Source organism: Prevotella melaninogenica (genome assembly GCF_018128065.1).
Taxonomy (GTDB): domain Bacteria; phylum Bacteroidota; class Bacteroidia; order Bacteroidales; family Bacteroidaceae; genus Prevotella.
On the sequence record NZ_CP072360.1, the window covers coordinates 1,805,986 to 1,832,346 of the forward strand.

The window sequence follows — 26,361 nt, forward strand, 5'->3', positions numbered from 1 at the left end:
TATAATTTGCCTATTTACTTTTTTTTTCGTACATTTGCAGTCTTATGAAGCTTGCTTCTTTAAGTGATAAAACAAGAACTATATGGATGACGAAATAAAAGACTTGGACGGACAGACTCCTGAGGAAGAGACTCGGGAAAAGGATTCTCATTCTGATTACAAACCTGCTGATAGGTTTGATGCCGCTGCCGTGCATCACCTCTCTGGCATGTACAAAAACTGGTTCTTGGATTACGCCAGCTACGTAATCCTTGAGCGTGCTGTTCCTCATATTGAGGACGGTTTGAAGCCTGTACAACGCCGTATTCTCCATTCCATGAAACGAATGGACGATGGACGATACAACAAGGTTGCAAATATCGTTGGTCATACGATGCAGTTCCACCCTCATGGTGATGCCTCTATCGGTGACGCTTTGGTACAAATGGGACAGAAAGACCTACTCATCGACATGCAGGGTAACTGGGGAAACATTCTCACTGGTGACCGTGCTGCTGCGCCACGATACATTGAGGCACGCCTATCAAAGTTTGCCTTAGAGACTGTATTCAATCCGAAGACAACAGAATGGCAACTTTCTTATGACGGCAGAAACAAAGAGCCGATTACGCTTCCAGTGAAGTTCCCGCTGCTTTTGGCACAGGGTGCTGAAGGTATCGCTGTAGGCTTGTCATCCAAGATTCTACCACATAACCTCAACGATATCTGTGATGCAGCTATCAGCTATCTGCGTGGTGAGGAATTTAACCTCTATCCAGACTTCCCAACAGGCGGTAGCATTGATGTATCGAAGTATAATGATGGTCAGCGTGGTGGTGTTCTGAAGGTGCGTGCAAAGGTTGAGAAACTCGATAATAAAACCCTCGTCATCCGTGAGGTCCCTTTTACAAAGACCGCTAACACGCTTCAAGAGTCTATTACGAAGGCTGTTGAAAAAGGCAAACTAAAGATTCGAAGAGTAGAGGACATGACTGCTTCGGAGGTGGAGATTCAACTTCATCTTACACCGGGTACGTCAAGTGACAAGACTATTGATGCCCTCTATGCTTTCACTGATTGCGAGATAAACATTTCGCCAAACTGTTGTGTCATCCGAGACAACAAACCAGAGTTCTTGACGATATCAGATGTATTGCGCAATTCTGCCGAACATACGAAAGCTTTATTGAAATTAGAGTTGGAGATTCGCAAGCATGAATTAGAGGAACAGTTGTTCTACAACTCACTTGAACGTATCTTCATCGAGGACCGTATCTATAAGGAGCGTAAGTTCGAAACAGCTAAGGATATTGATGAAGTTGTGAGCTTCGTCGACTCCAAACTCGAACCATATAAGAAGACCTTTATCCGTGAGGTGACACGTGAGGACATCATCCGCCTTTTGGAAATCAAGATGCAACGTATTTTGAAGTTCAATAAGGATAAGGCTGACGAATTGATTCAGAAGATTAAGGCAGAGATTGCCGAGATTGACAAGGACCTTAGCGAGATGGTTCGCGTCACTATCGAGTGGTTCACACACCTGAAAGAGAAATACGGAAGCGACCATCCACGCCGTACAGAGATTAAGAGCTTCGATACGATTGTTGCTGCTAAGGTGGTAGATGCCAACGAGAAATTATATATTGACCGTCAGGAAGGTTTCATTGGTACAGGTTTGAAGAAGGCTGAGTTCGTTCAGAACTGCTCAGATCTTGATGATGTGATTATCTTCTATCGTGATGGAAAGTACAAGGTCATCCGAATTACCGACAAGGTGTTTGTGGGTAAGGGAGTTCTTCACGTACAAGTGTTTAAGAAGAACGACAAGCGTACGATTTATAACGTCGTTTATCGTGACGGAAAGACGGGACCTTACTATATCAAACGCTTCAACGTGACTTCTATCACACGTGATAAGGAATACGACGTAACCCTCGGTACGCCTGGTTCAAGGATTAACTACTTCACAGCCAACCCTAATGGTGAGGCGGAATTGATAAAGATAACCCTCGACCCGAACCCTGACAAGAAGAAGCAAAACATCTTCATGGAGCGTAACTTTGCCGACATCCTCATCAAGGGACGTGCTGCAAAGGGTAATCTGCTGACCAAAGAGAGCATTCACCGCATCTCACTGAAGAGCCACGGACACTCTACTTTGGGCGGACGTAAGGTTTGGTTCGACCCAGATGTCAATCGTATCAACTACGAAGACCACGGTCGTTTCCTTGGAGAATTCTCCGACCAAGACAGTATTCTCGTAATACTTAAGAATGGAGAGTTCTATACCACCAACTTCGATGCATCTAACCATTATGAGGACAACATCCTCCGTATAGAGAAATTTGATGCTGACAAGCCTTGGACAGCTGTTATCTTCGATGCCGATAATCAAGGTTATCCTTATTTGAAGCGATTCCAGATGGAAGCAAGTAAGCGTCATCAGAACTTCATCGGAGATAACCCAGAGTCAAGGATGGTACTGCTGACTGACGTTGCCTTCCCTCGCATACAGCTGACATACGGTGGTGCAGATGCTTCACGTGGCACAGAGGAGATTGATGCTGAGCAGTTTGTTGGTGTGAAGGGATTCAAGGCAAAGGGTAAACGATTGACAACTTGGACAGTTGACAAGATTGAAGAGCTGGAGCCAACACGCTTCCCTGAAGAAGAGAAAGCTGACGAAGGTTCTGATGTAGGGGAAAACTCTGCAACTGTAACAAATGAGGAGAACCTCGACCCCGATGCAGGAAAATCTCAACAGCAGGTCATCGATGAGATTACTGGTCAGCTAAACCTCTTCGACAACGAATAAACAATACGATAAGTAACGAATTAAAAAAGAGGGTGTGTCAAAATGTACACATCCTCTTTTTTATGCACAAAGCCCCGACTTTCTCAAGCCAGGGCTTTGCTATTTCCTAAAGTTTTTGTACCTTTAGGCATAAAAAAATCTCATTATGACAAAAGTACACTTTCGTTCTTACATACACAAGAAAATGATTCTTTTTCCTCAAAGAATCGATAAGGATATCGCAGAAGATGACCCTGTTCGTCTTTTAGACGCCTTGGTTGATAACCTTATGCTGGATAAAGTCTACAGTCTTTATAAGCCCAGTGGTCGCAAGCCGTATCATCCACAAATGATGCTCAAGGTGATTCTTTATGCCTATATGAATAATATCTATTCCTGCCGTCGTATAGAGTCGCTTCTCAAGCGTGACATTCATTTCATCTATCTGGCAGGATATGAGCAGCCTGACTTTATTACCATCAATCGTTTTCGTAATCGTGTGAAAAAGGAAATCAACAATATCTTCACACAAGTCGTATTATTACTTGCAGACAAAGGTCTGATAAGCCTTGACGTTGAATATATTGACGGTACAAAGATAGAATCGAAAGCCAACAAGTATACCTTCGTTTGGAAAAGAACCGTGGAAAAGAACCGCACCAAGTTGCAGGAACAAATACGCACACTCTTGCTTCAGGTTGACGATGTCATTGCGCAGGATAATGCCGCTAAGAAAGAAGGTATTGAGTTCACTGCAGCTCTGCTTGATGAGATATCCGAAGAATTGAACAAGTCTTTGGAATCAATCCCTGAACCTAAGACAAAAGAAGAAAAGCAGGCTGTTAGAACCAAGAAAAAACAGCTTAAGGAGCTTGAGAAGAAACGTAATAAACTCCAAGAGTATGACCAACACCTTGAGATAATGGGAGAAAGAAACTCTTATAGCAAGACCGACCCTGATGCCACGTTTATGCACATGAAGGAGGATGCTATGCGCAACGGACAGACTAAGCCAGGATATAATCTACAGATAGCAACTGAGAACCAGTTTATCACCGACTTTGCACTCTATGCTAACCGTACAGATACGCTTACACTTCCCTCTTTCTTGGAGTCCTTCAACTCACGCTACCATCGCTATGCAAAGACAGTCGTAGCCGATTCGGGATATGGCTCCGAGGAAAATTATCTGTTCATGGACGTACATAATATGGAAGCCTATGTGAAGTATAACTACTTCCATAAAGAACAGCGTCCACGCTATACACCTAACCCCTTCAGTCCTGCAAGCCTTTACTATAATAAGGAACAGGATTTCTACGTCTGCCCAATGGGGCAGCACATGAGGCGTATAGGCATGAAGCGTTCCCTAACCTCTAATGGATTCGTTACTTACAGCGTACGTTATCAGGCAGAACGCTGTGAGGGCTGTCCGTTGAGAGGTTTATGCTTCAAGGCAAGAGGAAACAGAATTATAGAAGTAAACCACCAACTACAGCAATATAAACAAAAAGCACGGGAACTACTGACCTCTAAAGAAGGTATCAAGCATCGAGGACGAAGGTGCATAGAACCTGAAGCTGTTTTTGGACAAACAAAATATAATAAAGCTTACAAGAGATTTAGACATTTTGGAAAAGACAAGGTCAATATGGACTTTGCCTTCTTTGCCATTGCCTTTAATATAGGAAAAATGTGCAGAAAAACTAATCTCAAGGAACTAAAAGCCATTATGGAGGTACTTTTAGTCACCGTCAGGTGCTTTATACAAGTTTATATAGGCTATTTAAGTCCCAACAAATCATTTTATATGAAATTAGCAGCATAGCTGAAGTAAATAATGAATTATGTGGTAGACAAGGTAAAGGGGGGAGTAAAAAGAGGATGTGTCCATTTTGACACACCCTCATTCAAAAAACTATTTATAAACATTTGAGTTGCATATCACCTAAAGTTTGGTACAAATATCTATTTAGCCTACGCTTTTACTGATACTTTCTAATTACGCCTATGAACCTAAAGAAGTCCTTATTTAGCTGTATTTCCCTTTCAGCAATAACTCTTTTCACGACATCAACATCAGTTCTTGCACAGGATACCTTGCGCAATAACAAGGTAATTACCAATACACAGATGTTGGGAATAGGTGCTGTAAACACTCTTGACACCTACCTTTCGCCCGAAGAATATACAGGAACAGAGTTTCGTTACGTTTCTCATTCCATACGTGAGAATGGCAGTAAGCTGTCAAGAGAACTCATACATCAGGCACAAATACTATCAGTACATAATCGAAAGGAGAATAATAACGAGATTGGTGGCTTTTATAACTTCCAATACAACTGGCAATATGCCTTAGGACAATGGAACGTTGGAGAGGGAGAACTGCTCCTAAAAGCTGGTGGAGGAATAGATACGCGACTCGGTTTCCTTTACAACACCCGTAACTCCAATAATCCTGCACAGGCTTACGCACAAATGAATATTGCACCGAATGCCATTCTTGCCTATCGCTTCCGCCTTCGAAATATTCCTTTCCAACTACGTTATGAAGTACAAAGTCCACTCCTCGGACTGACATTCTCTCCCAATTACGGACAGAGTTATTACGAGATTTTTACTCGTGACAACTATGATCATAACCTTGTTGCCACATTTCCTGTATCTGCCCCATCGCTCCGCCAATTGCTTACGATTGATATCACGGTTCATCATACGACAGTCCGTCTTGGCTACCTTGGCGATTATCAACAGGCAAAGGTCAACCAATTGCGCCAGCATGTATGGAGTAATATCTTCGTATTCGGTATTGTACGCAAGTTTTCAATCAATAAGTTTATCCCATGAGAAAGCTATATCATTCCTTCCTATACCTGCTGATTCCAGTACTAACAATACTCTGTACTGCGACAAGTTGCGTCACCAATGACCAACTTCCAGATAGTCCACAAGGCAACTTTGAGGCTTTGTGGCGAATTATCAATGAGCATTACTGCTTCTTCTCACAGAAAGGGATAGACTGGCAGGAGGTACACAGTCGCTATGCTCGGCAGTTTGACAACTCTATGACTGCCAAACAACAGTTTGAAGTAATGACTAATATGCTCTCAGAACTAAAAGATGGGCATGTCAATTTGTACACCTCTTTCAACGTAGGTCGCTATTGGTCGTGGCATGAAGACTATCCCAAGAACTACTCTGATTCGCTTCAACGTCTTTATCTCAAGACTGATTACCTCATTGCAAGTGGCTTAGACTATACTGTCCTTGATGATAACATCGGTTATGTACGCTGTGAAACCTTCCAGAACAGTATTGGTGCTGGCAACCTTGACGATATATTCCTTCATCTTCAACCTTGTAACGGACTGATTATTGACGTGCGTAACAATGGAGGTGGTAATCTCACAAATGCCGAAACATTTGCAGCTCGCTTTACAAATAAGGAACTGCTCGTAGGATACATACAGCATAAAACAGGAAAAGGTCATAGCGACTTCTCACCGTTACAACCAGAATATCTCAAACCAGGAAAGGGTATCCGTTGGCACAAACCAGTCATTGTCCTAACCAATCGCAGCGTATTCTCTGCTGCCAACGAGTTTGTTAAGTATATGAAGTGCTGCCCAAATGTTACCATTGTAGGTGACCGTACAGGCGGTGGAGCTGGTATGCCCTTCTCTTCCGAACTACCTAATGGATGGTCAGTACGCTTCTCTGCTTGCCCAATGTACGACCGTGACAAACAGATGACAGAGTTTGGTATTGAGCCAGATTACAAGGTATCGCTCGCTTCTGAGGACTTCGCACGAGACAAGGACTCTATTATAGAGTTTGCAAGGAAGATGATAAAGACCTTTCCCAAACCCCAATCCCTCTAAAAGGAGGGAATGGGGAGTTCTGAAGAGTATTTATGTTTTATATTTTACCTTGCTTTATCTCGTCAAAAAACAGTTTGTTACCAACCTTGACAACCTTTACCTTATTGGTACATTTTAAGCCCATATCCAAGAAAGTATACTGATACCAGTTGTTACCAAGGCTCACAACACGCAGAACCTTATGAGCATTAGACGGTCCATCTTGAGCACCAGAACGGAACAACCAGCCAGCATAAGCATCTGGTTGTGAATCATATTCATTATCATACGCTGTTTTCAACACCTTCAGCAGCTTCTTCGTGCAATGACTCTTTAGGTATGCACTATTCTCAAAGCCTTTTGAGTTATACATAGACGTAATGAGTGAAATAGCCGCACGTTCATCTTTACTCAAAGCCTTCTTAGTTGGAGTAGCCTTAACAGATACAGCCTTCTGATTCATCACTACACTGGTTTCACCAGCGCCATTACAAAGTACAGAAGCTGATGCATACAAAGCCCCCATACATAAAACAGTTAATAATGTCTTTCTCATTGTTAATAGTTAGTTTAAAGAAATAATATTATTGACATGATAGTCGGTTATTCGTAAAGCAACTCTTCTCTTTCTAACAACGCATCGAAGTCAGCAAAGATCAAAGAGATATTTTATTTAGCAACCAAAGTTCCTGCGCAAAGATATATACTTTATTTTACATATCACCAAATATTATAAAATTAATTATCAACATAATTTATATCGGTAGAGTAAAGATATAAAAGAAAAGATATTCATAAACATTTGGCTATCTCCAAAACATTCTGTATCTTTGCACTCGCTATGCGCCTGTGGCGGAATTGGTAGACGCGCTAGACTTAGGATCTAGTAACTTACGTTGTGCAGGTTCGAGTCCTGTTAGGCGCACTGAAATAAGAGCCGGATAATTGGTAATCAATTATCTGGTTTTTTCATTTATAATACTTGATTCAATCTAAAATGGCATATAAACAAAGCCTTCAGGAGTGGATAGACAGTTTTCTGGGAACTGATATTCACACTATCGACCGCCACATTACAGACTTCTCAAAACAGAAGATAGTCAAAAAAGAATGGATAAAGAAGAGCTTTCTTATAGCAGAAAGTTGTATTGAATATATCAGGAGTACAGACTATCGCATATTTGTTTACATTGGTTTTGCTTTAAGAAACAGACGTAAGCCTTTTATTCCAGACACTTTAAGTTTGATAGCAATGGACAAATGGACTCCTCCTTTCATCATTCTTTCCAAGACGAGAATGGAAAAAGAAGAAAGCTATACTATTTCTGACATACTCAGCAAAAGCCTACAAAGGAACGTATTCTATTGGCAATATAAAGAAAAAGGGCTATATCTTTCAAATGTCTATATTGCTATAGAAGAACCAAAAGAATAAAACCTACCCCTCTTTGGGTAAGAAAACTACTACCGCAATTTATCTTAAGCAAAAGAGATAGGTCCTAAAAGCCTATCCGTCACATGTAACCAAAAAGCTACAGCCTAATACGGAACCCTTTAGGACCTACCTTATATATTTAGAACTTGTAAGCTACGCCTACACCAAGTACCAACTGGTTGTAGTGGCTAATAATCTGATACTTCAACTCAGCGTTTACGCTCAAGTCCTTAGTAAGCTCATACTCTGCACCACCACCGAGGTTTACAGCGAGACGACCATCTGTACCCTTAGCTAAAGTAACATTATCATATTCCACTTTGTATGACCAGTTTGTATAACCAAGACCAGCGACTGGATATACCTTAAACTTATCTGCTACGTCGAAGAGATAGTGAACATTTGCGTTTACATCCCACATTGAAACTCCCTTGTTCTTGAAGAAATAATCAACAGAAGCCTCACCTCTGATCTGATCTGTGAAGTAGTACTGACCCTTAACACCAAGACCGAGACTGTTAGTCTCTGAACCGAATACGAGCTGTGCACCGAGTGCCTTGTCGCCTGCCTGTGCTGAAGCAGAAAGACTCATAACTGCAGCACATACTAAAAGTAAAAGCTTTTTCATTTCTATTTGTTTTTATATTAATAAAGTTTATTTAGTTCGAGGATGTAGACAAAGAAAAGGATTGTAAAACTTATCAACTTTTTCATTTAATCAGTAAAATTACTAAATCCTAAAATATGTCTTAACATGAATAAAAACGCTTTTAGAGTATTAACCCTAACAGTTTTTTTAGTTTCAAATCATATCCGCGAAGTACTAACCACCACTCATATTCACCTTATTTCAGCCTATACAAATAGGGAAGTACTTAAAATTTCAGGTGCAAATATATACAAAATACTTTTAACATCAAAGGAAATAGCACAAATATTGCTAAAAGTAGAACAATAAAGAATGAATATCAAGTATTTGGAGGATAAAATCATACAAATTACCTTTTAACTTCCCTCTTATCAACTATTTGATAAGAATAGAAAGACAAAATGCATAACGAGCATTAGATTTACTCAGAACTTTATAAGAAACAAAAACTCCTGACCCTATGTACAGAGCCAGAAGAAAGGATATAAAAATGCAACTTATCTCCGCCACATTTTCCAAATAGGGAAATTAATCATCGTCTTCGTCATCATACTCAGGCTCCGCCCACTCCACACGTGCACCATAGGCAAGAGTCTGATTCTTCTTTCCTGTACGAGCATTGCGTGTGCTGGTAGGAACGAAGCGACACTTCACATTCTTAATATGCTTCTTAATATCAAAATCGTCTGGATTATCAACGGGCTCACTCTCCACCGTCAGATGAAACCTACCTAATCCTTCAAGTGCCACGGTTTCGCCCTGACGAAGACGATAAGAGATTTCATCAACCAAAGCGATAACGAGTCCACGCACGTCACCACGTGAGAACGACGTGTTCTCCTGAATAGAATCAGCAAGATCGTCGGTCGTTGCAATACCTGTGCTTACCGTGCGAGCATACCATTTACCTGCCCCTTTCTTATCTTTAAACTTACTCTGTTCCAGTCTTATTTCTACTGACATAATTTTCTACTTTATCGTTCCTTATGATATAAAACTGTGCAAATATAATCAAAATAAACAATTCATGCAAAACAAAATAAACTATTTTATAAGAATCAAGCACGCCATCTATAGATAAAAAGAACAAATACATACAACCTCAAAAGCACCTAACACCCTACTTTCACAAGACATATCCAGCTAATCGCAAAGAGTAGTACCGACACAACACACCATTATCATCAAGTTACTTTCACGAAGAAAATTATTTTTTTTCATGAAAATAAATATTTATGTTCACGAAGAAAAATATTTCTTTTCATGAAAATAATTCGCAAGAGTGCAATGTTTTAGAAAAGAAAGTCCCTTAATAGCAAGGCTAAATGACATTTTCAACTAAATTATTTACCATTTGTTTGCGAGAATAAAAAACTTTCCTTACCTTTGCACTCGCCTTACAAAAGTAAGGGGCGTTTAGCTCAGCTGGTTTAGAGCATCTGCCTTACAAGCAGAGGGTCGGCGGTTCGAATCCGTCAACGCCCACCAAGGGGTGTTTCCCTGTAATCTCTTGGGGTTGCAGGGGATTTTTAAAGGGCGTTTAGCTCAGCTGGTTTAGAGCATCTGCCTTACAAGCAGAGGGTCGGCGGTTCGAATCCGTCAACGCCCACCTTTAAAACTTAAAGATGATGACTTTGCAACATTGTTGTGAGGTCTTTTTTGTTTTATTGAGCTTTAATCTGCATTCTTTTTGATATTATTATTATTATTATTTGCGCTATTACTGAATTTATTGTTAAATTTGCACCATATTAATAAATAAAATTATGACCCTTGATGCATTAACAGCCGTATCACCTATTGACGGTCGCTATAGAAGTAAAACGGAATGTCTTGCTGACTATTTTTCAGAGTATGCACTTATCCGTTATCGTGTTCGCGTAGAAATTGAGTATTTCATTACGCTTTGCGAGTTACCATTACCACAATTAGAAAACTTCAACAGCGCTCTCTTTGAACAGTTGCGTGACATTTATCGCAACTTTGACGAGACTTCGGCAGCACGTGTAAAGGAGATTGAGAAGACCACCAACCACGACGTAAAGGCGGTTGAATACTTTATTAAAGAGGAGTTTGACAAGATTGGCGGACTCGATGACTACAAAGAGTTCATTCATTTCGGACTGACATCACAGGACATCAACAACACAAGCGTGCCTTTGTCTGTAAAGGAAGCTCTTGAAGAGGTATTCTATCCACAGATTGAAGAACTGATTGCCCAACTAAAGGATTATGCAGAAGAATGGAAGGACGTACCAATGTTGGCAAAAACACATGGTCAGCCAGCCTCTCCTACCCGATTGGGCAAGGAGGTTGAGGTTTATGTCTATCGCCTCAATGAGCAACTTACCACCTTGCGCAACTGTAAGTTAACAGCGAAGTTTGGTGGTGCAACGGGTAATTTCAATGCCCATCACGTAGCTTATCCACAGCATGACTGGCGTGCATTCGGCAATCGCTTTGTCAGTGAGAAATTAGGATTAGAGCGTGAACAGTGGACAACACAGATTAGCAACTACGACCACTTAGGTAGTGTCTTTGATGCTATTCGTCGTATCAACACCATCATCATCGACCTTGATCGCGACTTCTGGATGTATATCTCAATGGAATATTTCAAGCAGAAGATTAAGGCTGGCGAAGTTGGTTCGAGTGCAATGCCACACAAGGTGAACCCAATCGACTTTGAGAATAGTGAGGGCAACCTTGGTATAGCAAACGCCATCCTACAGTTCTTGGCACAGAAATTGCCAGTAAGTCGCTTGCAGCGTGACCTTACAGACTCAACTGTTTTACGTAACGTGGGTGTTCCTATTGGACATAGCATTATCGCAATACAAAGCACACTGAAGGGTCTTCGCAAACTCATCCTCAACGAAGAGAAGTTGAAAGAAGATCTTGACGACACATGGGCAGTTGTAGCAGAAGCAATTCAAACCATCTTGCGCCGTGAAGCTTACCCACATCCTTACGAGGCATTAAAGGCTCTCACACGCACAAACAAGAAGATGACAGAGGAAACAATACACGCATTCATACAGACACTCGATGTCAGCGACAGCGTGAAAGCCGAACTGATGGCTATAACCCCACACAACTATACAGGAATTTAACCACTCCTATAAAGTCAAAGAAGAAGGAATTAAACTGAGTCTCTCCGTCAAAAGGAGTTCAACATTTTATAAAACAATAAAAAGATAATAATAACAAATTAGCCGTGAGGCCAGTAACATCAAATTCAAAGTTAAACAATTATGGCAGAAGAATTCGAGAACAAAGAAGTTCAATCTGAGCAGAATGAGAACAGCCGCGAAGGCTATTCAGCAGCTGGACAAGGCAGCTACCAAAGAGAGTACCGTGGCACAGGACGCACACAGCGTCCACGTATTCACAGCCAACGTGCTTACAGTACGGACAAGGCTAATAGCAACGACGAAAGCGGATTCCGTCCTGAGGGCTTCGGCTCTGGCTTGCAGAGTGCAGGTCGACCACAGCAGGGTGGTTATCGTCCACGTCAGAACAGCTATGGTGGCGGATATAACAATAGTCGTGGTGGCTATCAGAGTCGCCCACAACAAGGAGGTTATCGTCCACGTTACAATAGTAATGGCGAGGAAGGCGGTTACCAGCCACGCCAGCAAGGTGGATATAACCGTGGAGGATACCAAAGTCGTCCACAGCAAGGTGGCTATCGTCCACGTTACAACAATGATGAAAATGGCTATCAGCCACAGGCTTATCGTCCACGTTACAACGCCAACACTGGTACTGAGGGCGAGGAAAACAACAACTATCAAGCAAATCAAGGCGGTTACCAGCCACGTCAGGGTGGATACCAGCCACGTCAGCAGGGTGGTTATCAGAGCCGTGGTGGATATAATAACAACCGTGGTGGATATAATAACAACCGCGGTGGATACAACAACCGTGGCGGATATAATAACAATCGCGGAGGTTACAACAACCGTGGCGGATACAATCAGGGAGGCTATCGTCAGCACAGTGCTGATTATGATCCACATGCAAAGTATTCACTCAAGAAGCGTATTGAATATAAGGAGGAAAACTACGATCCTAATGAGCCAATCCGCTTGAACAAATTTCTCGCTAACGCAGGTGTATGTTCACGTCGTGAGGCTGATGAGTTCATCCTTTCAGGTGCGGTAACCGTAAACGGCGAGGTTGTAAAGGAGCTCGGTAGCAAGGTTCTGCGTACTGATGAGGTGCTCTTCCAGGAGAAGCCAGTATCATTGGAGAAGAAGGTTTATGTCCTTCTGAACAAACCAAAGGACTATGTTACTACAAGCGACGACCCACAGCAGCGTAAGACCGTTATGGACCTCGTAAAGGGTGCTTGCCCTGAGCGTATCTATCCAGTTGGTCGTCTCGACCGTAACACAACAGGTGTACTGCTCCTTACTAACGATGGTGACCTTGCTTCAAAACTTACTCACCCTAAGTTCTTGAAGAAGAAGGTATATCACGTATTCCTCGATAAGGCTGTTACAGCTAACGACTTGCAGAAGATTTCTGACGGTATCGAGTTGGAAGATGGCGAGATTAAGGCTGACGCAATCGAATATGCTGACCCACAGGATCAGACTCAGGTTGGTATTGAGATTCATAGCGGCAAAAACCGTATCGTACGTCGTATCTTCGAGAGCCTCGGCTATCGCGTTGTAAAACTCGACCGTGTACAGTTTGCTGGTTTGACTAAGAAGAATGTACGCCGTGGCGATTGGCGTTTCCTCACTGAGAAGGAAGTTGATATGCTGCGTATGGGTGCGTTTGAATAAAATAGTAACCTCCCCAAAGCTCTCAAAAGAAGAGGATATGAGCAACCAAACAATGCTACTATTGAAGCATTAAAAAGATTGGTAAACGACATTCCTCTCCTTTTGAAAGACTTGGGGAGTACCTAATTATAATATAGCAAATGAAAAGAACAAAAGTCGTCGATGCTCTTGCTTGCACCGACTTTGGAAAAGATATTAACGTAAAGGGTTGGGTTCGTTCCCACAGAAGTAGCAAGGCTGTTGACTTCATCGCATTGAATGATGGCTCTACTATCAAAAACATTCAGGTTGTAGTTGACCCTTCGACTATCGACGAAGACAAGCTGAAGAGCATCACTACTGGTGCTTGTATTAGCGTTATCGGTAAACTCGTAGAGAGTCAAGGTGCTGGTCAGACTTCAGAGATTCAGTGTAAGGAGATTGAAATCTACGGTCTTTGCCCAAGCGACTACCCAATGCAGAAGAAGGGACAGAGTTTTGAGTACATGCGTAAGTATGGTCACCTGCGTCTTCGTACCAATACTTTCGGTGCTGTATTCCGTATTCGCCACAACATGGCTATTGCTATCCATAAGTATTTCCACGACCACGGCTTCTATTATTTCCATACCCCACTGATTACAGGTAGTGATGCTGAGGGTGCTGGTAACATGTTCCAAGTAACAACACTCGACCTTGACCGCGTTGCTAAGGGTGGTGAGGTTGATTATAGTGCTGACTTCTTCGGAAAGCGCACTAACCTTACAGTATCTGGACAGTTAGAGGGAGAGTTAGGTGCTACCGCTTTGGGTGCTATCTACACCTTCGGTCCTACTTTCCGTGCTGAGAATTCTAACACACCTCGCCACTTGGCAGAGTTCTGGATGGTTGAGCCTGAGGTTGCTTTCATCGACAAGGATGAACTGATGGACCTTGAGGAAGACTTCATCAAGTACTGCGTTCGTTGGGCATTGGAGCACTGTAAGGACGACCTTGAGTTCCTCAATAAGATGATTGATAAGGAGCTTATCGCTCGCTTGGAAGGTGTATTGAAAGAAGACTTCGCTCGTCTTACTTACACAGAAGGTTTCGAGATTCTTCAGAAAGCTGCTGCTGACGGTGTGAAGTTTGAGTTCCCTATCACTCACTGGGGTATGGACCTCAGCAGTGAACACGAGCGTTACCTCGTTGAGGAACACTTCAAGCGTCCTGTTATTATGACCGATTATCCAAGCGAAATCAAGTCGTTCTACATGAAGAAGAATGAGGACGGCAAGACAATGCAGGGAACTGACGTACTCTTCCCACGTATCGGTGAGATTATCGGTGGTTCTGTCCGTGAAGAAAGCTACGAGAAACTGCTTGAGGAAATTGATAATCGTGGCATGAAACGAGACATTTACGACTGGTACCTTGATACTCGTAAGTACGGAACCTGCCCACACGGCGGTTTCGGTCTCGGTTTCGAGCGTCTCATCCTCTTCGTTACTGGTATGCAAAACATCCGTGACGTAATCCCATTCGCACGTACTCCAAAGAACGCTGAGTTCTAACATAAAACACAAAAGGCGACTATCCTCCAAAAGATAGTCGTTTTTTTTATTTACCCATAAGAATACTCCCGACGAAACTTAAACATAACACACATAAAGTAAACTATTATGAAACTAAAGAAAATTCTATCAAACCTCATCTTGGTATGTCTTATTTTCTTAGCAGGTTGTTCTGCTGATACTTTCCAAGATGATAACATATCATTACATAACTTGCACGAGGGCGACCTCATGTTCGTCGTGAAGGAAACAAGCAACCCTATCACAGATGCAACGCAAGGCATTAATGGATTAAAGATTGACCACGTGGCTATCTTCCATCATACAGATAGCGCAGATTATGCATTAGAAGCATATGGCAAGCCAGTGTCACTTACCCCTCTTACCACCTTCCTTAATCGTTCAAAATGGAAAGATGGAAAACCGCACATTGCTGTAGGTAGAGTAATTGTTGATTGTGATATGAATACTTCTATGAAGCAAGCATTAAGCTACCTCGGTCGACCATACGATCGTTTCTATATGCCTGATGACAAAGAAATCTATTGTAGCGAATTGATTCAGAAATCATTTGTCAATCACCACGGCTTACCTATTTTCTCTACAATCCCGATGTCCTTCCACGATAACAATGGAAAAATCTTAGATGCTTGGACTCAATTCTATGCCTTCTATCATCGTGAAGTACCAGAAGGAGAACCTGGAACCAACCCTGGACAACTGTCTCGTGACAAAGCGGTAAAGGTTACTTACGAATTCGAAACTCCATCCGCCAAATAAATTATTCGTTGGGAGTGTTCTTCGCTATACTATAATACTATCAAAGAGTTAAGCTTAAACTCAAATATAAGTATAATTTCGTTTGCTATCATTTTAACATTTCTCATTAAATTCCTATATATTAAGCATTTAAGAACTCACAAAGAGTGACAGGAATGACAGTAAATTAATTCATATAAAACCCATCTAATCTATACCTCACTTACCTATCAATACTCGAACTTCGTTAAAAACTAATAATCTTTCAAGTAATGTCACCTAAAAGACTTGGCATGAAACATTATATTTTCTATTTTTGAAACGAATATTAATCATTTAATTAGATCCAGTTACAATGAGAAAACTATCTTACGCAGAGTTCCTTGTTTCGAAAACGAGACAAAAACTTATTCTTCTCTTCCTATTACTAATCCCAATAGCAGCATTCTCACAGAAAGGGACATTTAGGACCTTAATGCAGATCCAAGGAACAGGACTTTCAAAACAGTTTAAGCCCTACGAACTATGTTGTGACTTAGGTTACAATATTACCGACAACTTATATGCAAACCTTAGATATGAGAACGCTATCGCTCTTTTTAAAGAGAATGGTATAAAAGACTATGCTCATAGTCACATTGTAGGCTTAAATCTTGGCTACGTAGTCTATCACACAGAGAATTGTAATATTGGTGCACAAATCGGATATGGCAGTAATATGAAACGAAAAAATAGCGATTGGAAATATGACTACTATGAGGCAATGGCGTTCACCGACTTGGGAACTTGCAAAGTAAAGCCAAGATTCGGATTGGGCGTCCGACATTACAATTCACGAACAAATCTCTACAAAGACAGAACTATAATCTTTGCAAGCATCGGATTTGGAATTAACTGGTAATAACATTCCTATAATTACTCCGCAACTTCAACAAACTTACAAGTTAATCTACAAGTTACTCCCTATTACAAAACATCATTTTAATAGGGAGTTAGCTCTCCGCACCATTGGTGCTAAGCATCAGCACAATATGTGCTGAGCATAAACACCACAAGTGCTGAGCATAAATACGTAGCTTATAAACAAGAATTATAGCTCTCATTCATCGGTATACAGAGTTTTATTTACCATTGTATCATTACTCCAGTTAAGAGAATAAATGAGAATCTGAACGTGACATCAAATTAAAAGTTTGCTGTCATTCCTGTCACCTAAACTATACTTATAAATAACTGATAATAAGTATTATTCAAGCAAATGTTAAAATGACAGCAAACTAAATTGAACATTATTCGGTTAAACTCTATACAAAAAACTACTTAACGTCTCGTGTCATATCCTCCTTGAGTCGTTTATGTTCTTCCAGCATCTTTACAGCACGCTCATGAGCAATACGAGCAGGCTCACTTGTAGCCTCATCTTCAGGACGGATGCGCATAGTGTTGGCAGCCTTGATGAGGTCTTTCACAACCTCACCGCCTGCTATCAATCCTGCAGCAGCTGGTACCCAAGCATTTGAGCTTGGAACGCTGCGAGTTGTCTGGTCCTCACTTGCATCAGTGCTACTTACAGAATCATCAGGAAACTTGATACTTGTAAGCGGCTCTTCGGGACTATAAACAACTTTTAGATGTTTGATATTCGACTTACGAAGCTTCTTGCGAATCACCTTTGCTAATGGGTCATTAATGGTTTTGAAGAGGTCAGTTACACGGAACTGAGTGGGGTCGAGTTTGAATGCTGCACCCATACAAGAGAGTAAGGGAGTTTTAACTTCATGACAACGATAAACAAGATCTATCTTTGCCTTAACCGTATCGATGCAGTCAACGACATAATCATAAATGGAGAAGTCGAACTGGTCTGCTGTCTCTGGAAGATAAAAAGTCTGATACTTCCGCACAATACAATCGGGGTTGATATCATGGATACGTTCTTCTGCAACATCGACCTTATTCTTTCCAACGTTCTTTGTAGTGGTCAGAAGCTGTCGGTTGACATTCGTAATGCACACTGTATCATTGTCAATAATGTCAATAGCACCCACACCACTACGTGCAAGTACCTCAACAACATATCCTCCCACTCCACCAACACCAAAGACTGCCACCCGACTACCTTTCAATGTGTCAACAGCAGGTCTGCCGAGAAGCATCTCAGTTCTTGAAAATTGACTTTGCATTGTGTTTGTTTATCCTTTTATGAAAGCCTCTCTAAACTCATCCAAAGAAGGAAAGGGATTAGAGAAAAGCCTTTATACTAACTTTATTGATAGTGGTTCAACCATAATCAGATGACGCTTGTAAAGATCGCCAACTGCACGTTTATACACCTTCTTCGATACTTGGAAACGACGTTTGATATCCTCTGCTTCGCTCTTATCACCGAGATCGCACACACCACCATTATCCTTCAAGTACTGAAGCAGAACTTCCGCAAAGTCTTCTGCGTGCTGTTGTCCTGTTGGCTGAAGTGTACAGTCAATCTTACCATCACGACGAACCGTAGAGATGTAACCCTTCAAACGGTCACCAGTATGGACATACTGGAACACCTGATCCTCATAGATAAGTCCCGGATACTGATTATCAACAATGACTTTGAAGCCAAGATCGGTCTTCTGCCATACCAGTAGGTCAACTTCCTGCCCATGCTTATAACCTCGTGGCTGTTCGTCAAGATAGTGCTCAACTTTTGCAGAGGCAACAAGACGATAGCTCTCTTCGTCAAGATGAACATAAACAATATAGCTATTGCCAATGACCATGCGCTTCTTTTGCTCACGGAAAGGGCAAAAGAGGTCTTTCATCACACCCCAAGACAGGAACGCACCATACTCATTCACCCACGAACACTCCAAGTAAGCGAAGTCGCCTACCTGTGCCAAAGGTTCTTCAGTAGTTGCAATCGGGCGTTCATCCTGATCAAGATAGACAAACACCTCTAATTCATCACCAATCTCTGTTCCCTCTGGCACATACTTCTGAGGCATGAGAATCTCACCAGCCGGACCACCATCAAGATATAGTCCGAACGGATCACCATTGCCTTCACGCAAGGCAATCTTCTGTACTGTGAGCGTATTGTATGCTCCAAGTTTTATTTTAGACATATTTCCTGTTTTTAAATTGTCTGAAGCCAGAATGACATAAAGACATATTCTTTCAATGACATATTTTCTTATCGAGCTTTCGCTCGATTTACCTTTTAGTTATGAGGGTTATAAACCCTATACTTACGTTTAATCTCCAGCCGTTCAGTCGAGCCAAAATTTATAAGCAGCCCATTATCTATTCCAGACACAGAGAGATAGTTTACAAGCTGAATTGCGTGTGCTGGTAATAACTGAGCAACAGCTTTTAGTTCTATGATAACACATTTATCCACGACAATATCTGCACGAAAAACACCTATCACATGACCTTTATACATCACAGGCATCTCAACCTCTTCCTCTACTATCAATCCGGCTTCTCTAAGTTCTATCAGCAGTGCTTTTTTATAAACACTCTCTAAATACCCAGCTACAAAATGGCTCCGAACCTCGTAGGCTTTATTGATTATCAGCTTTATAACCTCTTCAGTATTCATCAAGCTATTAGTAATTATTAAGTTTATCGTCTACAAACATACTCTATAAAGAATATGTCATTATGTCATTCTGTCTTTCAACAAACATCATTCTGTCTCTTGACAGATGTCATTCTGTATCAAGCCGTCTTTAAGATGTATCGTTCTGTCTGTGATATTTGCGAGTCCCTCATCGTGTGTAACAATAACGAAGGTCTGACCGAACTTATCACGGAGATCGAAGAAGAGTTGGTGTAGTTCCTGCTTGTTCTTTGAGTCCAAACTACCCGAAGGTTCATCGGCAAGGATAACAGCAGGGTTGTTTACCAACGCACGCGCTACTGCCACACGCTGCTTTTCACCACCAGAAAGCTCATTAGGCTTGTGGTTAGCACGGTCGCTCAGACCCATAAACTCCAATAGTTCTTCGGCACGCTGGCGTGCTTCCTTAGTTTTCTTCCCGGCAATATAAGCTGGAATCATAATATTCTCAAGGGCTGTAAACTCTGGAAGCAACTGATGGAACTGGAAGACAAAGCCCAAATGCTGGTTGCGAAAATCACTCAACTTACCAGCTGACAGGCTACCAACATCTACACCATCCACAACAACAGAACCACTATCAGGCTTATCCAGTGTTCCAAGAATCTGTAACAAGGTAGTCTTACCTGCTCCAGATGGACCAACAATACTGACAACCTCACCCTTCTCAATGCGTAGGTCGATACCCTTCAACACTTGAAGCGAACCAAAACTTTTCGTTATGTTCTTAATGTCAATCATATTCTATTCTTTTATTGGGCTATTGGGCTAATTAGGCTAATAAGCCTAATTGGGCTAATAACCTCTTACACCTTATTATGAATCCACTCTCTCACAGCCTCGTATGCACTGCGTTCCTCCGTATGCTGTGGCTGCGCAAAGGTCATATCGTCCATTCGATTACCATACTGATCAGGAAAGATAATCATAATTGTCTTGCCCTTAACACATTTATTCAGCTCCTCTGGCAATCTCTCCATCGCAGTCTTATAGGATATCGTACCCTTGCGTGCTGTCACAATGACAAAGAGATGATCCTCTCTAACCTTCGAACCAAGCATAGGCAACTCGTTCCAATGGTTCATCTCCTCATATTCAGCTCTTACACTTGGGAAACGATTGCGGATAAACTCATTCACAAGTACCAAAGTATCCTTACGTCCGTGGAAAATGATACGACACTCTAAGTTACCTGCCATACGTGCTAATCGTTCTAACCAACGATAGAAACCTGGTTCAAACTCAGCACGAGAAGGGATAGCTACTTGTATTCGACGAATTGTATTCAACGGTTGGAGAATACGTGTCACGATAATCTGACGACTCAATCCGTTATAAAGACTTCGTGTGAACTCTCCCCAAAAGCTACGGCTTATCTCCTTATGAAAGTGTAATCCCATCAGAATCTCTGATGCCTGAAATTCTTTAAAAGCATGCTTGATACCATTAGCAATATTAGCAGCAATACGTACCTGCGTTGTCATTGGAACATCTGAAGCACTCGCCAAATCACAGAGATGGGTCAACAAACGCTGTCCCTCCGCCTGATTATGGAGCATATTCACATCATCATAAACTACATTCAAAGCCACCAACTCTCGTTTCAAACGTGGGTTACGCATCAACGTAGCCATGGTAACAAGATTATCAGAATACTCTGGGTACTTTACAGGTATAAGTATCTTCTCATCATCGAGGTCCTTCATCAAATCCATGTCGTCCTTCTCCTGCAAACGAAGCCGTTGTGCAGCTCGTTCGGTAATGACAGTTGAGATGACACAGGTGAAAAGAATCATAATAACAATACCATTCAACACCTCATCACCAAAGAGATACTGTCTTGGAGCAATCTCCAATCTACGCCCTACCATTACCATCGCAATAGCACCAGCGGCATGGGCACTGGTCAAACCGAACATCATGTGACCTGCCAACCAAGACATACGAAATATACGAGCTGCCAAGTAGGCAGCCACAGCCTTACCCAAAGTACCAAAGAATACGATACAGAATACAACCCAAAGAATCTTACTTCCTGCAAAAAGTAGGCGTACGTTTATCAACATACCCACGCCAATAAGGAAGTAAGGAATAAACAAAGCGTTACCCGTAAACTCTATGCGATTCATCAATGGAGATACCTTTGGCACAAATCGGTTCAATATCAAACCAGACATGAACGCTCCGAAGATTCCTTCCAAACCTACTGCATCAGACAAAGCTGCCGAAAGAAAGACGATAGCAAGGATGAAGATAAACTGCATCACTGCATCTGAATAGCGACGAAGAAACCAGCGTGTCACACGTGGAATCACCATAATAAGACCAACACAATAAGCTACAAACTTCAGAATGAATAGTAGCCAAAAGAGTATACCACCATTCCCATGAAACGAGTTAACAATGGATGCCATGACTATCAACGCCATAAAGAGTGCCATCATTGACGAACCCACACTCAACGTTGAACTTGTATGCCGTGTCAGTCCGTATCGCCCTACTATCGGATAGGCTATCAACGTATTAGATGCCATGATTGCTGCGAGTAGCAGTGATGCCAAAGGGATGTACCCCAAAAGACCGACTCCCATAAAATAGGTCATTGTAAAGGGGACGAGGAAGGTTAACAACCCGAAGACCACCACCCTATTTCGGTTTTTCTTCAGTCCCTCCATATCCATTTCCAGACCTGCAAGGAACATGATATAAAATAGTCCTACACGCCCAAAAAGTTCAAACGAAGCATCACGACCAAGGATATTCAGCCCATACTTACCGACAAGAACACCCGCCAGTACCATTCCAATGATATGTGGAATGCGCAGTCGTCCCATTATGATAGGCGAAAGCAATATCATCAGCAGTACAACAAAGAAAATCAATGTCGGGTCGGTTATCGGGAAATATTGAGATAAATTCAACATGCGTGTCTATAAATTACTGTCTGCAAAGTTACGAAAAAACTTTTGCAACAGCCTAATAATACTTCCCTAATACATCGATATATAATCATTACTAAATAAAAGAAAACGACAGTCTATCACAGTTATATCTATAAAAAACGAAAAAAGACTAACATACCGTTGCTTATCTTAAGGGAAAATGGTAAATTTGCAACTACGAATAGGTTAGTAAACAAATAAAGATAAAAGATATGAAAGTAGCAATTATTGGTGCCAGTGGTGCCGTAGGTCAGGAGTTCCTACGCATCTTAGCTGAGAGAAACTTCCCAATGGACGAGCTTGTCCTCTTTGGTTCAAAGCGTTCAGCTGGTAAGAAATATACATTCAAGGGTAAGGAATACGAGGTAAAACTGCTCCAGCACAACGATGATTTCAAGGATGTAGACATCGCTTTCACCAGTGCAGGTGGCGGTACTTCTGCTGAATTTGCTGAGACTATCACCAAGTATGGTGCTGTCATGATTGACAATTCAAGTCAGTTCCGTCAAGATGATGATGTGCCATTGGTTGTTCCAGAGATTAATGCCGAAGATGCATTGAACCGTCCACGTGGTATCATTGCCAACCCTAATTGTACTACTATTATGATGGTTGTCGTATTGAATCCAATCGATAAGCTCAGCCATATCAAGAAGATACATATCAGCAGCTATCAGAGTGCTTCTGGTGCAGGTGCTGCCGCTATGGAAGAGTTGCAACAACAGTACAAGGAACTTGTTGAGACTGGTGAGGTGAAGACTGTTGAGAAGTTCCCACATCAGTTGGCATACAATGTCATCCCACAGATTGACAAGATGACCGAGAACGACTATACGAAGGAAGAGATGAAAATGTTCAACGAAACACGTAAGATTATGCACTCTGACGTGCGTACTTCTGCAACCTGTGTTCGCGTGTCTTCTCTCCGCAGTCACTCTGAGGCTGTATGGTTTGAGACCGAGCGTCCACTCTCTGTTGAGGAGATTCGTGAGGCGTTGAAGGCTGCTCCAGGTGTCACTGTCGTTGATGATCCACAGAATTACGTCTACCCAATGCCACTTGAGAGTGCTGGTCACGATGATATCTATGTGGGCCGTATCCGTAAAGACCTTGCTGATGACAATGGCAATACGCTTTGGCTCACAGGTGATCAGATTCGTAAGGGTGCCGCATTGAATGCTGTACAAATTGCAGAGTACTTGATTAAGGTGGGGAATGTAAAGTAAGCCTTCCCCCCATAAGAGCGAGAGTGATTACCGAAAAGGATAGGTTACTAAACATAAGGAAAGAGCGTATCAGGAAGTTCTTAACTTTCTTGATACGCTCTTCTGTTATCATCTAATTATCGTTTCTATAAGCGACTTACGTGATGGGGGGAGTAATTTCGGTTCTTCCGTTAAATGCGTAGATGCCTATTGCGTATAGAAGAGTTGAAAACTATTCCTTCTAATATCTAAAAAAAGCTGGTTATGATTTGAGAAAAAACATTACATTATTCCGAAAGAAAGTCCTATAAAAATAGCCAAAAACGAGCATAAAAAGCAGTCTTGCAACTTGCATAATATCAATTAGTTACAAAAGTCTCTTGCAAAAGGTGCTTAATTGGACTTCAAAAGGGCGTTAGTAAGACCTCAAAAGGGCATCTCTTCAAAGCCAATTGGGCGTCTTTTCAAAGCCAAAAGAGCATGTGTAGCTTTTAATGAGTGCGAAAATGTTTTACACAACCTAACGAACAAAGAGGTAAGTTGATCTTAGTATGTGTAAAACAGAGCGATGAATAGATCTGTAACTATCTGCCTTTTCTGTTCAGTTGTCTTTTTGTTTATACTTTCTCCATGAGTATCTACAATTACAGAATCATATTTATGTCAGCGATAAACCTATAAGCGAGGTCTATAAATTACCACCGAAATCAAATCATAAAATCATGGATTACGTTTTGTCATCTTACGGACTCTCTTCTACTCAAATTATGACAAAGCTAATTAATACCCCTCTTTAACGAAAGAACTCTAATTTGCCTAATAAGTCCAATGGGAGCTTCCTACTATTTTCTTTACTTTCTTTTCTCTCTTTCATTATTTTATTTGTACATTTGTTCCCATAAAAAATCAATACCAACGATGAAATATATCCTACTACCTAAACCAGATACGATCCATCAACTGCCTTTCTACTTTGCTGTGGAAGAATATGTAGCACGCCACTACACCGACGATGATTATTTCATAGGATGGCGTGTGCGTCCAACGGTGATGTTGGGACGCAACCAACTAATTGACAATGAGGTAAACACCGACTACTGCAAAGAACACAAGATTGATATTTTCAGACGGAAAAGCGGTGGCGGATGTATCTATGCCGACACAGGCTGTATCCAGTTTTCTTATATATCTCGTGCAGTCAATGCCAATGAAGCCTTCGCTCAATATATGCAACGGATGGCAGATTTGCTGCAAGGACTGAAGATTGACGCAAAGCTTTCGGGACGTAATGACATTCTCATAGACAACACAAAGGTGTCAGGCTGCGCCTTCTATCAGCTCACAAACCGAAGTGTACTGCATAACTCCCTACTCTTTGACACCCAACTTGACCACCTTTCTAATGCGCTCACACCAGCAAAGGAGAAGCTACAGAGCAAAGGTGTGAAATCTGTCAGACAGCGGGTTACAAACGTAGCAGACTATACACAGCAGGACATCTTAACATTCATGGATTATGTACGACAAGAAATGTGCGGTACGGAGGTTTTAGAACTAACGGAAGACGATATGAAAGGGGTGTCTGAGATTGAAAAAGAATTAGTCTCCGATGAGTTTGTTTATGGGAAAAATCCGAAATACTCTCTCGTTCGTAAACATCGCTTTGAAGGTGTCGGGACATTAGAGGCGCATATAGAACTGAAGAACAACGTCATTGTAAGTATCAACTTAGTCGGCGATTACTTTCTTCTTGGCGACATCGACCACGATTTCCTCAGCCTACTAAAGGGCTGTGCGTTCACAAGAGAGGCTGTTGAAGAAAGATTACAAAACATAGACCTATCCACAATTATCCGTGGTCTAAAGCCACGACAATTCTTACGTTTGCTCTTTGGACGTGAGCCACACGTGATGAAACCAGAGTGGTTGAAGATTGATCTCACATCGAAGAAGTCAACTGGTGAGACTGCGGGCATTCTTGCAAAGCATCATCTGAACACTATCTGCACGAGCGGTCTCTGTCCAAATCGTTCGGAATGCTGGATGGCACGCACAGCAACTTTGATGATTGGAGGTGACATCTGCACCCGAAAGTGTCGCTTCTGTAATACGCTAAGTGGTCGCCCCAGACGACTCAACCCTGACGAACCACGTCATGTAGCAGAGTCGGTGAAGGCACTCAAACTGCGTTATGCCGTCATCACATCCGTTGACCGTGACGACCTGCCCGACTATGGTGCAGCGCATTGGGTAAAAACCATCGAAGAGATTCGTCGAATGAATCCTGACACAAAGATAGAACTGTTAATCCCTGACTTTATGGGTAAGGTTGAACTCATACGACAAGTAATGGCAACACGTCCACACGTAGCAGGACATAATATGGAAACCGTGCGTCGGCTCACGCCATCCGTACGCTCCGTGGCACGCTATGAGCGTAGTTTAGACGTGCTACGAGAGATTACGAACTGTGGCATCACAGCCAAGACCGGCTTCATGCTTGGCTTAGGTGAGACACATGAAGAAATCTTAGAGACCATGGATGACATCCTTGCGACAGGCTGCCAACGTCTTACACTCGGACAATATCTCCAACCTACTGCGCAACATCTTCCTGTCAAGGCTTATATCACCCCCGAAAGGTTTGCAGAGTATAAAAAGATAGCATTAGAAAAAGGTTTTAAGCACGTGGTGAGCGGTCCACTTGTCCGCTCGTCCTATCATGCCGCAGAGGGTCTTTAAGCCATTGCTTACATGATGAGGGACACAAAGGGACATCGATAAAAGAACTGGT

The 26,361-nt window shown here is 41.9% G+C and carries 21 protein-coding genes and 3 tRNA genes; 16 read left to right on the forward strand and 8 right to left on the reverse strand.

What is annotated here, in order from left to right; genetic code table 11:
• The first annotated feature begins 82 nt into the window (after positions 1 to 82).
• The 4 genes from J5A56_RS13050 to J5A56_RS13065 all read left to right on the forward strand — a co-directional run bounded on the left by J5A56_RS13050 (position 83) and on the right by J5A56_RS13065 (position 6,657).
• A complete protein-coding gene (locus tag J5A56_RS13050) occupies positions 83 to 2,797 on the forward strand; it encodes a DNA gyrase/topoisomerase IV subunit A (RefSeq protein WP_021671320.1) in 2,715 nt (904 codons plus the stop codon).
• A 145-nt stretch (positions 2,798 to 2,942) separates the two neighbouring features.
• Positions 2,943 to 4,604, forward strand: a complete 1,662-nt coding sequence (locus J5A56_RS13055; RefSeq protein ID WP_021671872.1) for an IS1182 family transposase — start codon at positions 2,943 to 2,945, stop codon at positions 4,602 to 4,604.
• 182 nt (positions 4,605 to 4,786) lie between these two features.
• Entirely contained in the window at positions 4,787 to 5,623 is an 837-nt protein-coding gene (locus J5A56_RS13060) for a DUF3316 domain-containing protein (RefSeq protein ID WP_021670530.1), read from the forward strand.
• A complete protein-coding gene (locus tag J5A56_RS13065) occupies positions 5,620 to 6,657 on the forward strand; it encodes a S41 family peptidase (protein ID WP_021670529.1) in 1,038 nt (345 codons plus the stop codon). The genes J5A56_RS13060 and J5A56_RS13065 overlap by 4 nt, the downstream gene beginning before the upstream one ends.
• A gap of 37 nt (positions 6,658 to 6,694) precedes the next feature.
• Here the strand turns inward: J5A56_RS13065 and J5A56_RS13070 are convergent, their stop codons facing one another.
• Positions 6,695 to 7,192 carry a hypothetical protein gene (locus J5A56_RS13070; RefSeq protein ID WP_231370779.1) on the reverse strand — a complete coding sequence of 166 codons (498 nt, stop codon included), beginning with the start codon at positions 7,190 to 7,192 and terminating at the stop codon, positions 6,695 to 6,697.
• Positions 7,193 to 7,479: 287 nt separating this feature from the next.
• On the opposite strand from J5A56_RS13070, the gene J5A56_RS13075 reads away from it, so the two are divergent.
• Positions 7,480 to 7,561 (forward strand) — tRNA-Leu (locus J5A56_RS13075).
• A 72-nt stretch (positions 7,562 to 7,633) separates the two neighbouring features.
• Entirely contained in the window at positions 7,634 to 8,071 is a 438-nt protein-coding gene (locus tag J5A56_RS13080) for a hypothetical protein (protein WP_021670527.1), read from the forward strand.
• 139 nt (positions 8,072 to 8,210) lie between these two features.
• Here the strand turns inward: J5A56_RS13080 and J5A56_RS13085 are convergent, their stop codons facing one another.
• The gene (locus tag J5A56_RS13085; RefSeq protein ID WP_021670526.1) at positions 8,211 to 8,699 is read right to left on the reverse strand and encodes a porin family protein; all 489 of its coding nucleotides are present in this window, start codon (positions 8,697 to 8,699) and stop codon (positions 8,211 to 8,213) included.
• Positions 8,700 to 8,825: 126 nt separating this feature from the next.
• Between J5A56_RS13085 and J5A56_RS13090 the strand changes: the two genes are divergently transcribed.
• Positions 8,826 to 9,029, forward strand: a complete 204-nt coding sequence (locus J5A56_RS13090; RefSeq protein ID WP_155945321.1) for a hypothetical protein — start codon at positions 8,826 to 8,828, stop codon at positions 9,027 to 9,029.
• A gap of 219 nt (positions 9,030 to 9,248) precedes the next feature.
• On the opposite strand, the gene J5A56_RS13095 is transcribed toward J5A56_RS13090, so the two are convergent.
• Positions 9,249 to 9,683 (reverse strand): HU family DNA-binding protein, encoded by a 435-nt coding sequence (locus tag J5A56_RS13095; protein ID WP_021670525.1) that lies wholly within the window; start codon positions 9,681 to 9,683, stop codon positions 9,249 to 9,251.
• Between the two features lie 447 nt (positions 9,684 to 10,130).
• On the opposite strand from J5A56_RS13095, the gene J5A56_RS13100 reads away from it, so the two are divergent.
• The 7 genes from J5A56_RS13100 (at position 10,131) to J5A56_RS13130 (ending at position 16,708) form a co-directional block, all read left to right on the forward strand.
• A tRNA-Val gene (locus J5A56_RS13100) sits at positions 10,131 to 10,208 on the forward strand.
• 46 nt (positions 10,209 to 10,254) lie between these two features.
• Positions 10,255 to 10,329 (forward strand) — tRNA-Val (locus J5A56_RS13105).
• 157 nt (positions 10,330 to 10,486) lie between these two features.
• Complete coding sequence (gene purB, locus J5A56_RS13110; RefSeq protein WP_021670523.1) at positions 10,487 to 11,833, forward strand: adenylosuccinate lyase; 1,347 nt, start codon at positions 10,487 to 10,489, stop codon at positions 11,831 to 11,833.
• Between the two features lie 141 nt (positions 11,834 to 11,974).
• A complete protein-coding gene (locus J5A56_RS13115; protein WP_021670522.1) occupies positions 11,975 to 13,516 on the forward strand; it encodes a pseudouridine synthase in 1,542 nt (513 codons plus the stop codon).
• Between the two features lie 140 nt (positions 13,517 to 13,656).
• A complete protein-coding gene (asnS, locus tag J5A56_RS13120; RefSeq protein ID WP_021670521.1) occupies positions 13,657 to 15,048 on the forward strand; it encodes an asparagine--tRNA ligase in 1,392 nt (463 codons plus the stop codon).
• A 108-nt stretch (positions 15,049 to 15,156) separates the two neighbouring features.
• A complete protein-coding gene (locus tag J5A56_RS13125) occupies positions 15,157 to 15,828 on the forward strand; it encodes a YiiX/YebB-like N1pC/P60 family cysteine hydrolase (protein WP_021670520.1) in 672 nt (223 codons plus the stop codon).
• Between the two features lie 334 nt (positions 15,829 to 16,162).
• Positions 16,163 to 16,708, forward strand: a complete 546-nt coding sequence (locus J5A56_RS13130; protein ID WP_021670519.1) for a hypothetical protein — start codon at positions 16,163 to 16,165, stop codon at positions 16,706 to 16,708.
• Between the two features lie 415 nt (positions 16,709 to 17,123).
• Here J5A56_RS13130 and J5A56_RS13135 read toward each other — a convergent pair whose 3' ends face one another.
• The 5 genes from J5A56_RS13135 to J5A56_RS13155 all read right to left on the reverse strand — a co-directional run bounded on the left by J5A56_RS13135 (position 17,124) and on the right by J5A56_RS13155 (position 22,344).
• Positions 17,124 to 17,990: a tRNA threonylcarbamoyladenosine dehydratase gene (locus J5A56_RS13135; protein WP_021670518.1), complete on the reverse strand. Its 867-nt coding sequence runs from the start codon at positions 17,988 to 17,990 to the stop codon at positions 17,124 to 17,126.
• Between the two features lie 72 nt (positions 17,991 to 18,062).
• Positions 18,063 to 18,920, reverse strand: a complete 858-nt coding sequence (locus J5A56_RS13140; RefSeq protein ID WP_021670517.1) for a CvfB family protein — start codon at positions 18,918 to 18,920, stop codon at positions 18,063 to 18,065.
• Between the two features lie 95 nt (positions 18,921 to 19,015).
• Positions 19,016 to 19,399 (reverse strand): GxxExxY protein, encoded by a 384-nt coding sequence (locus J5A56_RS13145; protein WP_021670516.1) that lies wholly within the window; start codon positions 19,397 to 19,399, stop codon positions 19,016 to 19,018.
• Positions 19,400 to 19,486: 87 nt separating this feature from the next.
• Entirely contained in the window at positions 19,487 to 20,161 is a 675-nt protein-coding gene (locus J5A56_RS13150) for an ABC transporter ATP-binding protein (RefSeq protein WP_021670515.1), read from the reverse strand.
• 65 nt (positions 20,162 to 20,226) lie between these two features.
• The gene (locus J5A56_RS13155) at positions 20,227 to 22,344 is read right to left on the reverse strand and encodes a cation:proton antiporter (RefSeq protein ID WP_021670514.1); all 2,118 of its coding nucleotides are present in this window, start codon (positions 22,342 to 22,344) and stop codon (positions 20,227 to 20,229) included.
• Positions 22,345 to 22,574: 230 nt separating this feature from the next.
• Between J5A56_RS13155 and J5A56_RS13160 the strand changes: the two genes are divergently transcribed.
• Together J5A56_RS13160 and lipA are read left to right on the forward strand one after the other, a co-directional pair.
• Positions 22,575 to 23,588 carry an aspartate-semialdehyde dehydrogenase gene (locus J5A56_RS13160; protein WP_021670513.1) on the forward strand — a complete coding sequence of 338 codons (1,014 nt, stop codon included), beginning with the start codon at positions 22,575 to 22,577 and terminating at the stop codon, positions 23,586 to 23,588.
• 897 nt (positions 23,589 to 24,485) lie between these two features.
• The gene (gene lipA / locus J5A56_RS13165) at positions 24,486 to 26,309 is read left to right on the forward strand and encodes a lipoyl synthase (protein WP_021670510.1); all 1,824 of its coding nucleotides are present in this window, start codon (positions 24,486 to 24,488) and stop codon (positions 26,307 to 26,309) included.
• Positions 26,310 to 26,361: the final 52 nt, after the last annotated feature.